Here is a 16,233-nt window from a genome sequence, read left to right on the forward strand (position 1 = left end):
CCCAACCTTTAAGATACTGAAAACTAATGATATAACAAAATACAATAACAATTAAATTACTGTATATCAGATATTTGTATGAAAAAACACCGAAGTGTTGATAATATAAACGAAGCCTAAATCGACTAAGCTTAATGGCGTCCTTTGATAAGCTTAAGTTGGGGTAGAGGGATGGGAGAGAATTAAAAAGGGACTACGATTGTCGCAGTCCCTTTGATGTATGTTTTTTTGTATAGGATTACTTTCCGATACAGAAATTTTTAAATATATTTCCTAGTACTTCGTCGGTATTGATGGCTCCTGTGATCTCTCCTAGGTAGTGCATGCATTCACGAATGTCTTGTGAAACGAAATCGTTTGAGATGCCGCTTTGAATTCCTTGAAGGACTCTATCGATAGCATCGCCTGCTTTGACTAAGGCTTCATAGTGTCGTGCATTAGAGACGATCACATCTTGGGTGTGAAGGTTTCCTATCTCGGATACTTCGATTAGAAGGGAGCGTAGTTGGCTGATGTTTTTCTGTTCTTTGGCAGAGATAAAACATACCTCTTCGTTGCTTTCCAGTGGAAGGTCGGCTAGAAGTGCACGGATGGCATTCGATCCAGCTTTATCTGCTTTGTTTCCTACGATAATCACCTGTTGCTCTTCAGAGATCTTTTCTCTGACTTCATCCAAACGTGCGATGTTCTCATTGGTTGGACGAGATAGGTCCATCATATAAAGAACGACTTGTGCTTGTTGTAGTTTTTGGAATGTGCGTTCGATTCCAAGGCTCTCAATCTTATCTTTTGTGGTACGAATACCTGCTGTGTCGATGAAACGAAATGCAACTCCTTCGATATTGATTACATCTTCAATGACATCTCTTGTGGTTCCTTCGATATCTGAAACAATGGCTTTCTCTTCGTTGAGTAGTGCATTAAGTAGGGTAGATTTTCCAACATTGGTCTCTCCAACGATGGCCACAGGAACTCCATTTTTGATAGCATTACCAAGAGAGAACGAGTCTGCCAAGGAGTGGATCATCTCAGAAATGTTGTTGGCAAGTTGGATTAACTGGGTGCGATCTGCAAACTCGACCTCTTCTTCACTGAAGTCTAATTCTAATTCAATCAGCGAGACGATTTGAAGCAATTCGTTGCGAAGAGACATCAGTTCTTTAGAGAATACCCCCTTCATCTGACTCATCGCCATCTTATGTGATGCTAAAGAGTTGGATGCGATAAGGTCTGCTACGGCTTCAGCTTGACTTAAATCCATCTTTCCATTAAGAAAGGCACGTTGGGTATACTCCCCAGGGTTTGCCAATCGAGCTCCTTGCTTCATTAAAAGTTGAAGGATGGATTGTTGAATATATTGAGATCCATGGCAAGAGATTTCTACTACATCTTCTCCTGTGAAGGAGTGGGGTGCACGAAAGATGGAGACCACCACTTCGTCAATCGTTTCGCCCTTCTCTTGGATGGTTCCGAAATGGAGTGTGTTGGCTTTTTGGTCAACAAGTTTTTTTCCTTCTTTTGGTGAAATGAAAATTTTGTCTGCAATGGAAAGTGCTTCTTCTCCTGATAAACGTAGCACTGCGATTCCTCCAACACCTGGAGCAGTACTAATGGCACATATAGTAGATTGATCAATCATATCTTTCTAATAAATTCGATTCTTCTTTTATCTCTACTTTCTAGACGTGTGTCAAAAAATAGAGGACAAAGATAGTGATTATTGTGTGGATATGGTTCTTATTCGTGCTGATATTCTTTTGGGTTGCCCTAGTGCCGTTGGCGATAGATATGAAGCTTCTTTTAAAAGTGTAAAAAATAGCCTCTCAATATGAAATCGAGAGGCTATCGTTGAAGTTGTTGTGCACTTATTATAATTAAGGGGATCTATGTTCTCTTTTTCGTCGCCTAAGTATTCTAAATTTAGAATCCTATTTTCAAGAGACTGTTTTTTCTCTCTCTATCATTGAGATGAGAAAGACGAATGAGCATAGATCATTTTAAGTATCAATACGAAGTTACTGATAGGCTCCTTTAGATAAAGTATTCCGAAAATGATTTGGTTAGATCCAATGGGTCTTCGAAATGTTTTTGTTCTTTCTGAAGTCTCTTTATAAGCTCTTTTACTTTCGGTTGATATTTGTCTTGAAGAGACAGGTCGTAAAGCTCTTTAGGGTCTTCTTTTACATTATATAAAAGCACTTTCTTTGCTGTTGGGTATACAATCAACTTGTAGTCTCCAACACGAACCATACGTTGTAAGTTCAGGTAGCTCCCATAAATTGCATCATAATTATCATCTGCTTTGGCACTCTTACATATTGGAAGAAGTGAGTTGAACTCTATGTATGTAGGTTTTTTTACTTTCGCAATATCCAAGGTAGTTGCCATCACATCCTGTAGGTATACCAACTGTTCTCTCTTCTCATTCTTTGGAATGGATGGGCCAATTACAATAAGTGGTGGTTTCATGCTGTGTTCATACATACTCTGTTTTCCAATCAAACCATGTTTCCCTACTGCCAAACCATGATCCGCACTATATATGATATAGGTGTTTTTGTCTTTTCCTGTGCGTTTCAACTCTTTAATAATACGACCTATCTGTGCGTCTAGATGCGTGATAAGTGCATAATATTCGAGTCTATTCATTTGAACTGAATAGCGGGTTCTTGGGAATGGCGCAAGTTTTTCGTCTCTAAGTTTCTTGCTACATCCTATAAAATCTTTCCAAGGATATTCAGGCATGAAACTTGTTGGGATCTTAATCTTATCGACATCATACATGTCATTGTAGGCTTTGGGGGCTTGGCGAGGATCGTGTGGCGCATTAAAAGCAATATACATAAAGAATGGCTTTTTGCTTTTAGTACTTTGGTCTAGGAATTTAATGGCATCATCTGCTACCACTTCCGACCAGTGTTTTCCACCTTTCCAATATCCACCATTTTTAGTATCCCATGGTTTCCATTGATGATCATCTCTACTCTTAGGTCTATTGTATCCTTGTGGTGTTTGGTTTGGCATTCCTGGTCTTTCATGTGCTACTGTCATGAAGATATCCTCCACAGGAGCCTTCACATGCCACTTTCCGGTCATATACGTATCGTACCCTTTTTCTTCAAGAAGTTGGGCCCACATCATGCCATCTTTGGCTCTTTGAGGAAATTGTTTTTCTGCATTGTGTGCTCTCCAAACACTCATTCCAGAGTTCATCATGGCCCTACTTGCGACACAAACAGCACCATTCCATGCCCCCATATTGTATGTGTTTGTGAAGGTGACTCCTTGAGAAGTCAATTGGTCAAGATTCGGAGTGATTACTTCTGCATTACCTAATGCATGTATCTCTTCGTTACAATGGTCGTCTGCAAAAAGAAAAAGAATGTTTGGCTTTTTCTTTCCAAAGCATTGAGCCACGAGTAAGAGAATGAACAAGGTTGTTATCTGTCTTTTCATTATTGTGTTTTTTACCCTTATGTATTAATAAGTAAGGGAAGTTTTACTGTGTTTGTTATGAATAAAGGTAATGATTGTTTGACTGAATTTTAAGCACCGATTGTATTTCTGACGATAAATGAATCCCAATATGATTTATTTGCAATATTTATACAATTATTGAATAATTAGTGTTAAAAACTAGGTAGTGTTTGATGTTTGTTTCCTAATTGAATTGTAAAAAAACTAATTATGTTCTATCATATTACCTATCGATTAGTAAAATAAATAGGTTATATTTATATTTATTTCTTGGGATGTTTGACGGGATCTTTCTCCTCAATAAACCTCATTGAAGAATTAGAAGGTTATATCCACCATGTCTCCTAGGAGTGAATTATAAACACATTGAATAAAACGAACTAAATGAGAAAACTATTCTTGTTCCTCTTCCTGTGTATTATCACGTTGTCACTTCAGGCAACCGATATTATACCAGAACCGATGGTATCTAATAAAATTGATGGGAAATTCACTTTCCATAGTGGAATTAAAATTGCTGCCCCTAATGAGTTTAAAAAAGAGGCATTGATTCTTTCTACTCTAATGAAGACTTCTAATGGCTTTGAATTTGAGGTAAAGAAAAGAGCCCGACATGCTGATGTTGTCTTGAAACACAATCCTAAACTTCTCGATTCTTTGGGTGAAGAGGGATACAAGCTGGTAATTCGTCCAAATCAAATCACTATTTCTGCCCCGACATCTACTGGAGCTTTTTATGCAATTCAGACTATTCGCCAACTGCTTCCTGTAGCGGTAGATGGTTATTATCCAACCCCTGAGATTAAGATGTCCATTCCTTGTTATGAGATCGAAGATCAGCCAAGATTTTCTTGGAGAGGTTATATGCTGGACTGCTCTCGTTATTTTGTTTCAGTAGATCGTATCAAGAAGCATCTCGACTTGATGGCTCTTTACAAACTGAACACTTTTCAATGGCATCTTACCGACTACCAAGGATGGAGAATGCAAGTCCTTCACTATCCTAAGTTGACTAAAGTGGGTTCCAAAAGAGATCATACAATCTTTAAGCGTAGAGGGGCTGTTTTTGTGGATGATAAGACTCCAGATAATGGTTTTTACACCCAAGAGCAGATCAAAGAGTTGGTGTCTTATGCTGCGGATCGTCATATTACAATCATTCCAGAAATAGATCTCCCAGCACACTCTATTGCTGCAATTGCTGCCTATCCTGAAATATCTTGTACCGGAAATCCTGCAGAAGTAAGAGCTCTAAAAGTGGGTGGGATGAGCAATGTGATCTGCCCTGGAAAAGAGATCTCTTTTGAGTTTGTCGAAAATGTTTTGAAAGAGGTATTTGAGCTTTTCCCTTCAAAGATCGTACATATTGGTGGCGACGAGGTGAAAAAAGATGGATGGAAACAATGTCCTCATTGTAGCAAGAGAATGAAAGAGGAGTCGTTGAAAGACTATAATGCACTTCAAAGTTACTTTATAACAAGAGTGGAGGCTTTTGCAAACAAACATAACCGCACTATTATTGGTTGGGATGAGATCCTTGATGGAGGGGTTGCTCCCAATGCGATGGTCATGAGTTGGAGAGGTGAAAAAGGAGGTATCAAAGCTGCGAAGATGCACCACCCTGTAGTTATGACTCCCAATAGCTTCTTATATTTCGATTATCTACAGTCAAACGACAAGCATAATGAACCATATGTGCAGTTTAGAAAAGTACTTCCTATCAAGGAAGTTTATCGTTATAATCCAACTCCTAGTAGTCTGAGTGAAAAAGAGCAAAAGTATATTATGGGAGCACAGGCAAATATGTGGGGAAATTTTGTTACGACTCCAGCGCACTATGAATATATGACTTATCCTCGTCTTTGCGCTTTGTCTGAATTAGTATGGACTCCATTAGAGAAGAAAAACTATAACCATTTCGAGTCGAAACTGGAGAAACAATATCAACGTTTTGATGAGATGCATGTGGCATATCGTCGTCATGATAAGAGTGTTCAAGAATAAACCATAAACTATGAAGTTTAAGTATACTCCATTGGCGATACTAATAGTCCTTTTGACTTTGGTGTCGTGTAGTAAGAAAGAGGTCGAAAAGAAACGTCCTAATATTCTTTTTATCATGGCGGATGACCACACATCCCAAGCATGGGGAATCTATGGAGGGGTGTTGAAAGACTATGTACATAACCCGAATATCGAGAGATTGGCAGACCAAGGGATGGTGTTTGATAATGCAATGTGTACAAACTCTATCTGTGTCCCTAGTAGGGCTTCCATTATGACAGGGGAGTATAGCAACAAAAATCAAGTGTATATGTTGCGTGATCGTTTGGATGAGAATCGTCCTAATGTGGCAAAACTCCTTCATCAGAATGGGTACCAAACAGCCCTTATTGGGAAATGGCATCTAAAATCTAAACCTTCAGGGTTCGATTATTTTAATGTGTTACATGATCAAGGTCGTTATTGGGATCCTATCTTAAAGAGCGAGAAGAATTGGCAAGAGGGACCTAAAGGGGGTGAGGTAATCAAAGGCTTCTCTACAGATGTCATCACCGATCTAACTATTGATTGGTTGAAAAATAGAGATGATAAGAAGCCCTTTATGATGATGTGTCACTTTAAAGCGACACATGAACCATACGACTTTCCTGAGAGATATAAGGATCTTTATAAAGATCAAGAGATTCCTTACCCTGAAACACTCCTTGACTTTGACAAAAAGAATACTGGACGAACTTATGATGGGCAGACTTTAGAGAATCTTATATGGAGATGGGAGAAAGCTAGTGAAGATCCAGAAAAGTGGTGGTGTAAATATCCTGAGTTGCCATTTTCAACGAAAGGATTAGACTCTATTGCTGCTCGTAAGAAAGCATACCAAAAGCTGGTAAAAGACTTTATGCGTTGTGGGGCTGCGATTGATGACAATATAGGTCGACTTTTAGATTATCTAAAAGAGGCTGGATTGGATGAAAATACTGTCGTTATATATACAGCGGATCAAGGCTATTTTCTTGGAGAACATGGTTTCTTTGATAAGCGAATGATTGCAGAAGAGTCGCTTCATATGCCTTTCGTGATACGTTATCCAAAAGAGATTAAGGGTGGAACACGAAATGAGGATATCATCTTAAATGTCGATATTCCTGCTTTATTTGCCGATTATGCACAGGTGAAGAAGCCTAATTGGATGCAAGGGGAGAGTTTTCGACCTCTTCTAAAAGGAGAACATCCTGCTACTTGGCGAAAGTCGATGTACTATCGTTATTGGGAACACTATCCAATACGACCAGGACATCTAGGAGTGCGTAACGATCGTTATAAGTTGGCTCTCTATTATGGGGTGCCTATGGATAAAGATTCAAAGATAAAGCGTACTGCCCCAGAGTGGGAATTTTATGACCTTAAGGAAGATCCTAAAGAGCTTCATAATGCCTGCCAAGATGCACAATACCAAGATATTATTCTTGAGATGAAACATGAGATCGTTCGACTTCGCAATGAGGTGGGAGATGATGATAGTGAACGTCCATGGATTAAGGCGGTTGTGGAAAAGGAGTTGAGTAATATTTAAAAATACTTTACGACACCAATAAAATAGAGGCATGGGACTTTTCCAATGCCTCTATTTTTTTATTGTGTAAGGTTTATTAGAATCAAACATTATTTTAGATGGACTGATTGGAATATAGGTTCCTGAGCCCTTCGACAAGCTCAGGGAGCCCTTGTTGAAACATAGGGCCTCTTGTTGAAACACTGAGCCCTTCGACAAGCTCAGGGACCACCTGTTGAAACATAGGGCCCCTTGTTGAAATACTGAGCCCTTCGACAAGCTCAGGGACCCCTTGTCGAAACACAGGGGCCTGACTAATACACAGGATCCCAAAAGTTGTCACAACGAAAATGTTTCAACGTTATATTATATCAAAAACATGGTTTGAACCTATTTATTTCAAGTATGTCCCTACGGCTGCTGAAACATAATTTGTCGACTATAATGATCTTAATTGGATGATTGATAAATCATGGCAAATAAACTAGATATTATTTTATCAATTTGACGAGTCCTCCTAAAATAATATTTGATCCGTAATACTCCTATTTTTTAACCAACTGATCGATAGAAAACTTCCCTGGTCCCATAATAAATAGGGCAATAAATCCCACAAGATATAGTATTGCCAACTCTTTTTGTCCTATTGGATCGCCAGCATGAATCAATAACACCGCAACAAGCATGGTAATAATTAGAGGTATTGTTGCTAATCGAGTGAAAGCGCCTATCACTACCAATGCAGCACATACTAATTCTGCAAAAATGGCTAAAATAACGGATACTTTTACTGAAATAACAATTGCTGGAAACTGCTCTTTGGCTATTAATGTGTCGTAAGCTTCGAACTTACCCCAACCGTGAGTTATCATCAATAGTCCTAAAGCGACACGTAAGACAAGGAGAGCAAGACTTGTCCCCGTCACCTTACTTGAAAAAAGAATAGATTTTATCATCTGTTTTTTTGTTAAGAAGTTACTTCTTATGCTAACAAACAAGGGGAAACTTTGTTTAACCATAATTTACTTAAGAGATCGTATCTTTTTAGTCAAAAACGAAATGATATTTTGTTTTATTTAATGTTTGTTAAATGTGTATATTTGTGATGGTTCTCTAGCCTTTTGTGGAGTGGGCTAAAAATATGAAAACAAACTAGCTATATATGACTATGAAAAAGATAAAGTGGTTTTTGATGTTTGTATTGTCATTTTACTCCTATTGGGGTATTGCGCAAGAGACAAAACCATTAAAGAAGTTTACGAGTCTGGAAGTTGGAGAGACGATCCATATCATTCTGAAATATGCAAAAAACCCTTCTTTAGAGATTCATGGCGATCCTGCATATCGATCAAGGGTTCGTGTAATCCAACAAGGACGAAGTTTGATTCTTACCCTTAAAAAAGAGTTGCGTCAAACCAACAACCACAATCATAAGAACTATCTCGTTCTTAACTCACCCGTTTTTAACAAGATCTCCCTTCATGGTTATAGTCATCTAGATGTGGACTATCATTCTAATTTTGGTTCTATGCTTAAAATTGTTCAAAAAGGAAGTGCTACGATAAAAGGCAAGATTCAAGTGAAAAGATTTGAAAATGAGGTATATGGAGCAAGTGCTTGTAATTTAGAGGTGTTGTGTAATAGGTTAATTGTCAAAAGTCTTGGTTCTGGTACTATTGATCTGAAGACCTCGTGTCAACAATTTAATTTTACCAATGTAGGTTCTTCGCGTTGTAACTTATCGTTTAAAGCCCAATCAGGGATATTGGATTTAGATGGGGTTGGAGTCGTTCAAGGAAGAATGGAAGTCTCTAATTTAAAGTGTTATAATAATAATACAGGTGACTTATTAATTGACGTACTCTCTAGTCGTTTTGATTTGATACAAAGTACCATGTCAATATCTAAACTACGTGGAAGTGCAGGCCTTTTTTCTGTTCAAACAGTTTTTGGTAATGTTTATGCTAAAAGATTGGCCTCTCAAGTGTGTTATGTGGATATTGCAAGCGACGCATCTGTTTATCTAGGGGATACAAAGAAGCTTCATGCAATTGTACGTCCTAAAGGTATGGTCTATTATCAAGGAACTCCACATGTTAATGTTCCTATTGAGATGAGTTCACGTGTAAAGAGGGTACAGTAGATGACTGATGATAATGATTGTTGGAGGGAGAGGAAAAGTATTAAAAATGACATTAATTTGTGTCTTAATAGATACTATCTATAATTAAAGAAATATAGATATGCTTAGATTCTAAAAATCATAGGGTAGAGTCGTTTTAGATTTAATATATTTAACAAAAAGGACATTTTGTTGCAATCGCTTGTTTGTTGATAATCAGGGGCTGTTTTTGTGATAATACCAAAATAGTGATAATATCTTATTAAATTATGTAACGTTTTGTTCTTTGTTGCGTCTTAGGTATAGAGTAATATTAAAAAAACAAAGATTGATATGAAAACATTAAAACTTCTTTCTATTATTACCCTGCTTTGGGTTGGTGTGGTTGCCTCATCTATAGCACAAGTGCGAAAGAACATAGCTCCGTTTCAGACTCTTGTAGTAGAGGACATTGTGAATGTAGAGGTTCATTATAGTAAAACACCATATGTTGAAGTATATGGAAGTCAAGAATTTCTTAAAGTCGTACGTGTTTCATCAAAAGGAACGACGTTAAGATGTTATATAAATGGTAAATTCAAAAGCAAAAAGAGAGAGAATCAACCTAAAAATCGTATTGTTTTATATACGCCATCATTTCTTAGAATTGAAATGCAAGATGCTACAGACGTCACTTTAATGGATCACTTTGTTTTAGAAGATCGATTTGAGTTAAATCAAGAAGCTGCATCTGATTTCACCGGAGTAGTAAGTGCGGAGAATGTGACAATCGATTTAGAGGATGCCAGTGATTGTAACTTGACAGTGAAAAAATGTGACTATCTACGTGTACATGCTGAGGACGCCAGCGATGTTGAATTAAAGTCTTTAGCGAATGAGTTCTTCTTATTTGCACGTGATGCTTCCGATTGTAATCTTGATGTCGTGGCAGAGACAGGAGAGATTGTTTCAAAAGATGCTTCTGATGTTGAGGGTAACTTAAAGATTGCAAATCTAAAGTGTTCGACTGCTAGTAGTAGTGACCTTGATCTAAATACGCAATCTGATCGTGTCGAATTAAACCTAAATGGAATCTCGGATTCCCATTTGTCAGGAAAAACAGGTATCCTTGTGGTAAATACCAAAACCGCAGATTTAGATGCGAAAGGACTCATTTCTGAAGTGTGTTTTGTTAAAATTGACGATAATGCAAAAGTGAAGGTCCATGCTACGAAAAAAATTAATGCAATTGTAAATAAGAGAGGTAAGTTAGAGTATACTGGCTCTCCTAAGGTTCAATTTGGTAGTCGTTTTGAAAGAAATGTTTCTAATATCGAGAATACGGTTTCGAAGGAGGCCTCTAAGGTTATTTCTGATATTAAGACTGGGAGCGAAAAATGGTTCGATGAGAATAAAAACAAGGATAATAATCCTGATGATATTGATAGTTTCAATACATCGACTGATCAACCTTCAAAATCATGGCTTGATCAAAATAAAAATGAGACTTCCGACGACTTTACAAGAGAAGACATAAGAGATATCGCCGATGATGTGAAAGAAGAGATTGTAATGGCCTCTAAAGATGTGGAGGCCTGGTATAAGGCAAACCTAGACTCGGATGTAAAGAAAGTATCTAAGAAGGTTAAAATAAAAACGAACATGGCTTATGATAAAGCGGAAGCCTTTTTTGCAAAGAATTTTTAGTCTTGAATGGTTATCGTATTTATAATTTAGCATAAGGGAGTGTCTTTCGTAGACACTCTTTTTTTTGCTCATAATATGATGATTTGGAAACCTTATCTAAGGTGTTTGTGTGCAAACCTATTGATTGTGAGTTTTCTGTGTTTGATGTTTGTTGAATTGTACTATGTTTTTTCATTATTCGTGTGACTTCAATATAGGAAAATATTCTAATGTGTGATATTTAATATAGCCCAAAATAAATATCTTGTTAAAATATGTAACTTTCCTTTGAGGTGCACGTCATACATGTAGTAACTTAAATGTAATGATATGAAAAGACTTAAACATCTTACAATTTTGCTCTATATTATCGGGGCTGTTTGTACTCCAACATTTGCTCAAGAAAAGCAAGTTATTGCTTCTTTTGATAGGCTCATTGTTGATAATAATATAAAAGTGGAGATTCATCATGCAGAGGATCCCTATGTAGAGATATTTGGTAGTCCAAATTTTCTCGATAAATTGAAGGTTCAATCTGATAATGGTACGCTACGGTGTTATTTCGATAAAAGTTTTCGTGTGACAGAAGAAGAGGTTGCTTCCAAAAACCATATCGTGCTCTATACTCCAATATTTCGTAAAATGCTAGTACGTAATACTGCGACTGTAGTATTCAAGGAGAAATTCGATTTTGGAGATCACTTCGATATGGCTCAAGAAAATGCTTCTAAAGTTAGGGGAGAATTTAGTGCGAAAGAAATTAAAATGGTTGCGATAAATGCTAGTTCCAATAAGTTGATTATTCGAAGTGAGCTGCTTGATGTAGCAGCAAGTAACGCAAGTAATGTGGATCTAAATGCTACCAGTAACAAGTTTAATATTATTGCTAAGAATGCCTCCAGTTGTAAATTAAATGTGTCAGCGAAGAGTGGTCGTATTGCAACTATGAATGTTTCTAAGATCAAGGGAGTTGTATCCATTGGGAGTTTAAAGTGTGTTACGAATTCAAATAGTAGGCTAACTTTAGACATAGAATCGAAGCGAGTAGATGCAAATATAACAGGGCTTTCAGATGTTGAATTTTCGGGAAAGACTAGCTCTCTATTCTTGAATACAGACAAAACAGATATAGATGCCCGAAAGCTCAAATCAGAGGTGTGTTATGTGAAAGTATTTGGAAAAGCTTCTGTCTCGGTATATGCTACACAAAAGATCAATGCTTTGGTGAATTCAAAAGGTAACTTGAAGTGTTATGGAACGGCAAAGGTTCAATGTTCAAAAAATACGAAAGGTCATGTAGAACGATTCTCTAACGAGACGTCCATACTACCGAACCAACATAAGGTGGACGATAAATTCGTGAGTTTTTTTAAAGGCAAATACAAGGTTCAGGATGGTTATGATAGAACCGATCTTTTGGAACAATTCTTCTTAGGTAAACGTAAGGTTAGGATGCCGAAAAAATCGTATGCTAATATGGAGCAGTTTTTCAAAGGAGAAAAGAATGTTCAGTATAGCCTAAATACAAGCGACCTTGTAAAGCCGGTCGATGAGGAGAATGATAAAAGAAGATATCGTAATGATCCTAAAGATGCTGCAGAGCAATTCTTTAAAGGTCGTTATAAAGGTGAAAGACGAAATAATCCTGATGATGCTACAGAGCAATTCTTTAAAAGAAACTATAAAGGTAAAAAGCGTAATACCCCTGAAGGTGATGCAGAACAATTCTTTAAAGGAAACTATAAGAGGGATTCGAAGAAAGCAATAAGCTAAAGATTAGATTCTTTTTACGAACTAGATAGAAAATAAACGATATTTAGAGTCGCAGCGACGTGGGGTAATTCTAATGATTCTTCTAAAATTATTTTAGATGGGTATCATCAGAAGATAACTATATATTGCTTTTCGTTGAAGTAGATCAGAATTTAATGAATGTGATATCTCAAAAAGTGTCTTGGTATTTGTCTAGGGGAGGGCTGAATCCGAAGATGTTTTTGTAAAGTGATATCTTTTTAAGAAGGCCTTTAATGATAATTCATTAAAAGGCCTTCTTTTATTTTAGACTACGATATTGTCAGAAATATCTATTTCCCTCGAGAGATAAACGTTGCGGCACTAGATACTCCAAAAATATTGGTTGCAGTACGCCCCATATCGATAAGAGAGTCGATAGAGAGAACAAAAGTTAGTACAACTCCCATGACTTGAGGAGACACTCCCATAATTGTCATTGCGGTAATCGCAGCAAAGGATGCGGTGCCTGGCAAACCTGCAATACCAAAAGAGGAGATAACTACTGCTAATAGCATTGAGATGATAGATGCAACGGAGGTCAAATCTATATTTTCAAGTCCCATTTGATTGTTTACCCCTGTTGCCAAAACAATCATAAACACTGGCCACATGGCTCCACAAGCATTCATTCCCATAGTAGTACCCAAAGATGCTGTTAAACTTGCAGTTTCTGCATCTACTCCTCTATTCTCCTCTAAGCATTTAATAGTCACCGGTAGTGTCGCCCCACTTGATTGGGTAGAAAATCCTGTGATGAGTGCTGGCAACATTCCTTTTAGTTGTTCCCAAGGTTTTACTCCTCTAAAGGATAATACAATCAAATGCATCGCGAAGATGAATGCCATGGTAAGGTAGGCGATCCCCACAAATTGAAGTAGGTCTCCAAATAGGGAAGGACCATTTTTAGCTACAGCCATAGTCATCAAAGAGAGCACCCCATAAGGAGTCCATTTGATAATAAAGGTAGTCATACTGTTTATGATTATCTGCAATGAACTCAATGCATTGATGGCTCTTTGCATCTCTTGAGGTTTTTTCTTCTGCATCTTTCTTATCGCGAGTCCCACTAGGAGTGCAACCACCAAAGTTCCTACAATATTATTACTAGCAAATCCATCGAAGATAGAGGTTGGTATTTTTTGTGTTAGTCCATAGACGACTTTCCCAATGGAGGCATCACTTAGCGCATCAATTCTTTGAGAGTAGCCTTTTGCAATATGCGATGCCATAGAATCATCCACTTGAATTAGTGCCGGAAAGTTAAATATCTTGGACATAACCAAGGCGATAGATCCTGCTCCCAATACAGATGCAACAAAGTAGGTAATGATCTGGCGAAATTTCTTTCCTATATTTTCTTGGTCGTTGATCTTGACTAATGTATAGCAGATGGAGATGAAAACGATAGGTACGATCATTAATTTTAATCCACGGATATAGAGATTAGAGACTGTCTTAAAGTAATATACTAACTCTTTGTAGCTCTCCTGTGGAACCCATCTGTATATTGCCCAGCCAAAAAGTACCCCTAAGCATATTGCAATCAAATTACGATAGTGAAATTTTACTCTTTTGACAGAAAATGTTTTTAAAAGATACAGTAGGGCCACGAAAATTGCGAGGCATACGTAGATTGACAACATAGTTTTGGTCTTTATTTTTTCTTGTTTTATTACAAGTATAGAATCAATAAACTAAAAACAAAAGTCTTTAGTTCATTTTTTTGACCGACATGGTGTAATTTAATTTAGTATTTAGCTTTTGAAGAGTTTATATTGTTCTCTAAATGAATAATGTTTGAGGTGGATTTACTTCCTTGTCATGATATCATTACTTCATTATGAATGAGTCTGGTGGAGAGGAAGGATTGAGATAACTGAAAACTTCAAGATTGATCCATAACAGACTGTAATCTTGAAGTTTCATTGAAGTCTTTATGAAATAAATAGAGATGGTTGTACCTCTTTACTAAGGGTGAAGAGATGATTGATAATGGGTTCCATTGGAGTAGTTGTAAAGCTTAATGCATCTTGAGGACATGTCTTTATACAAGCTCCGCACATCAAACATTGTTTTACTTCGATCCCATCTAACTCTAGAATAGAAGGGTTGTCTACACTACATTTTCTGCGACATTTTCGACAGTCATTACACTTTAGTAAGTCTCGTTTGGGTTCGATAGCAACTGTTGGTAGAAGTTCTCTGTAGGGATGGTTTCCTGGAATAGCAAGAGGAGTCTGTCCTACATCTAGATCAATTTTATTGACCATCTTTAAGGCAAATGCTTTTAATTCGGCCCACTCTTCATTCGTAGGCCTATCAGTAGCGATAGGTTGTTGTGGTGTGGAGTATGAGTGGGGTGAAGCCACGGCTACCACTCCTAATACTGTATTATTGTTTTGTGTACACCAATCATAGAGTTCGATTAGGGCATCATCGATATGAATATTTCCAAATGTCTCTACAATAATCACACTTTTGTTGTAGAATGGGTGTGTCTCTAGCCAGTTCATATAGTCCACTGGGACCCTACCTTTGTATATAGGACATCCAATAATAACCAAATCATCGAGATTTGCGGGGGTGTTCGTCTTGATGTTGTCTAAAATAAAAGAGGCAACTTTTTTCGTGTTTCCCGTTGGAGAGAATACAGAAATATTACTCTTGTACATAAGTTTGAACTGTTTTAATTAGGGATAATTATTATAATAAAAAAAACAAAGATCTCGACCCTTTATTCCCATATGCTATAAATAGAATCAACAACAATGGTTTTTTACAAACAGTATTTGTATAAAGGGTCGAGAATAGGATCGATAAGATTGAAAGACTTATGTAGAATGCTACATGAGCTTTCATTACTTCTTAAAATATCACCTTAAGTGTTAAGGTTTGTAAGAATTTACAATATCATCGATCTTTTTTTGTCCCCTTGCAGATGGGACAAAACTTATGTGTAATATTAAATAAATTATATGGGAATAGAAAGGTTATTCTATCCTTTAAGATCGGATTTTGGTAAGGACCAATTGAATCTTACACTTAAAAGTCTGATTATAACAATTACAAGAGAGGTAATGGGTATAATTACATTCTCATTGTAGTTTAAATAGTGTAATAGTGTGTAAAATATCCCTCCTGTGATACATGCTGTTGCATAGATCTCTCGATGAAATATAAGAGGAATATCGTTGCAAAAGACATCTCGAAGTACTCCTCCAACGACTGCCGTAGATACCCCCATCATAATGGCACTATAAGAAGGTAATCCATATTCCAAGCCTTTTCCCACACCAATGACCGTAAAGATGGCAATCCCAATGGTATCGAAAAGAAATAACGTTTTCTTTAGTCGAAGAACTCGTCTCTTAAAAAGAATCGTGAGTAAGAATCCGATGAAGATGGCCAATAAATAATATGGGGTTTTCATCCAAGTTACAGGGGTTGATCCGATGAGGCAATCTCTTACTGTTCCACCTCCCACTGCCGTTACAGCCGCAATAAATAATGCCCCAAATAGGTCAAATCGCTTCTCCATGGCCGATAAAGTCCCAGAGATCGCAAACGCTACAGTACCAATTAAGTCTAGCGTATAAACTAAATCCATAAAAGGAGTGCT

At 37.2% G+C, this 16,233-nt stretch carries 11 protein-coding genes; 5 read left to right on the forward strand and 6 right to left on the reverse strand.

What is annotated here, in order from left to right; genetic code table 11:
* Positions 1-238 precede the first annotated feature (238 nt).
* Positions 239-1,639, reverse strand: a complete 1,401-nt coding sequence (gene mnmE / locus K4L44_06190; protein QZE15418.1) for a tRNA uridine-5-carboxymethylaminomethyl(34) synthesis GTPase MnmE — start codon at positions 1,637-1,639, stop codon at positions 239-241.
* A 392-nt stretch (positions 1,640-2,031) separates the two neighbouring features.
* Complete coding sequence (locus tag K4L44_06195) at positions 2,032-3,456, reverse strand: sulfatase-like hydrolase/transferase (GenBank protein QZE15419.1); 1,425 nt, start codon at positions 3,454-3,456, stop codon at positions 2,032-2,034.
* A gap of 405 nt (positions 3,457-3,861) precedes the next feature.
* Here K4L44_06195 and K4L44_06200 point away from each other — a divergent pair, with 405 nt between their 5' ends.
* Entirely contained in the window at positions 3,862-5,481 is a 1,620-nt protein-coding gene (locus K4L44_06200) for a beta-N-acetylhexosaminidase (protein QZE15420.1), read from the forward strand.
* A 10-nt stretch (positions 5,482-5,491) separates the two neighbouring features.
* Positions 5,492-7,054 carry a sulfatase gene (locus K4L44_06205; GenBank protein QZE15421.1) on the forward strand — a complete coding sequence of 521 codons (1,563 nt, stop codon included), beginning with the start codon at positions 5,492-5,494 and terminating at the stop codon, positions 7,052-7,054.
* A gap of 524 nt (positions 7,055-7,578) precedes the next feature.
* On the opposite strand, the gene K4L44_06210 is transcribed toward K4L44_06205, so the two are convergent.
* Complete coding sequence (locus K4L44_06210) at positions 7,579-7,989, reverse strand: DoxX family protein (GenBank protein QZE15422.1); 411 nt, start codon at positions 7,987-7,989, stop codon at positions 7,579-7,581.
* Positions 7,990-8,201: 212 nt separating this feature from the next.
* On the opposite strand from K4L44_06210, the gene K4L44_06215 reads away from it, so the two are divergent.
* The 3 genes from K4L44_06215 (at position 8,202) to K4L44_06225 (ending at position 12,593) form a co-directional block, all read left to right on the forward strand.
* Positions 8,202-9,176 (forward strand): DUF2807 domain-containing protein, encoded by a 975-nt coding sequence (locus K4L44_06215; protein QZE15423.1) that lies wholly within the window; start codon positions 8,202-8,204, stop codon positions 9,174-9,176.
* Positions 9,177-9,488: 312 nt separating this feature from the next.
* Complete coding sequence (locus K4L44_06220) at positions 9,489-10,841, forward strand: DUF2807 domain-containing protein (GenBank protein QZE15424.1); 1,353 nt, start codon at positions 9,489-9,491, stop codon at positions 10,839-10,841.
* 309 nt (positions 10,842-11,150) lie between these two features.
* Positions 11,151-12,593, forward strand: coding sequence for a DUF2807 domain-containing protein (locus K4L44_06225; GenBank protein ID QZE15425.1), 1,443 nt, complete (start codon positions 11,151-11,153; stop codon positions 12,591-12,593).
* A gap of 311 nt (positions 12,594-12,904) precedes the next feature.
* Here the strand turns inward: K4L44_06225 and K4L44_06230 are convergent, their stop codons facing one another.
* The 3 genes from K4L44_06230 to K4L44_06240 all read right to left on the reverse strand — a co-directional run bounded on the left by K4L44_06230 (position 12,905) and on the right by K4L44_06240 (position 16,221).
* Positions 12,905-14,257, reverse strand: a complete 1,353-nt coding sequence (locus K4L44_06230; protein QZE15426.1) for a cation:dicarboxylase symporter family transporter — start codon at positions 14,255-14,257, stop codon at positions 12,905-12,907.
* A gap of 291 nt (positions 14,258-14,548) precedes the next feature.
* A complete protein-coding gene (locus K4L44_06235) occupies positions 14,549-15,286 on the reverse strand; it encodes a hypothetical protein (GenBank protein QZE15427.1) in 738 nt (245 codons plus the stop codon).
* A 323-nt stretch (positions 15,287-15,609) separates the two neighbouring features.
* Positions 15,610-16,221 carry a trimeric intracellular cation channel family protein gene (locus K4L44_06240; protein QZE15428.1) on the reverse strand — a complete coding sequence of 204 codons (612 nt, stop codon included), beginning with the start codon at positions 16,219-16,221 and terminating at the stop codon, positions 15,610-15,612.
* Positions 16,222-16,233 lie beyond the last annotated feature (12 nt).

This window comes from Prolixibacteraceae bacterium (assembly GCA_019720755.1).
In the GTDB taxonomy this organism is placed as follows: Bacteria; Bacteroidota; Bacteroidia; order Bacteroidales; family Prolixibacteraceae; genus Halosquirtibacter; species Halosquirtibacter laminarini.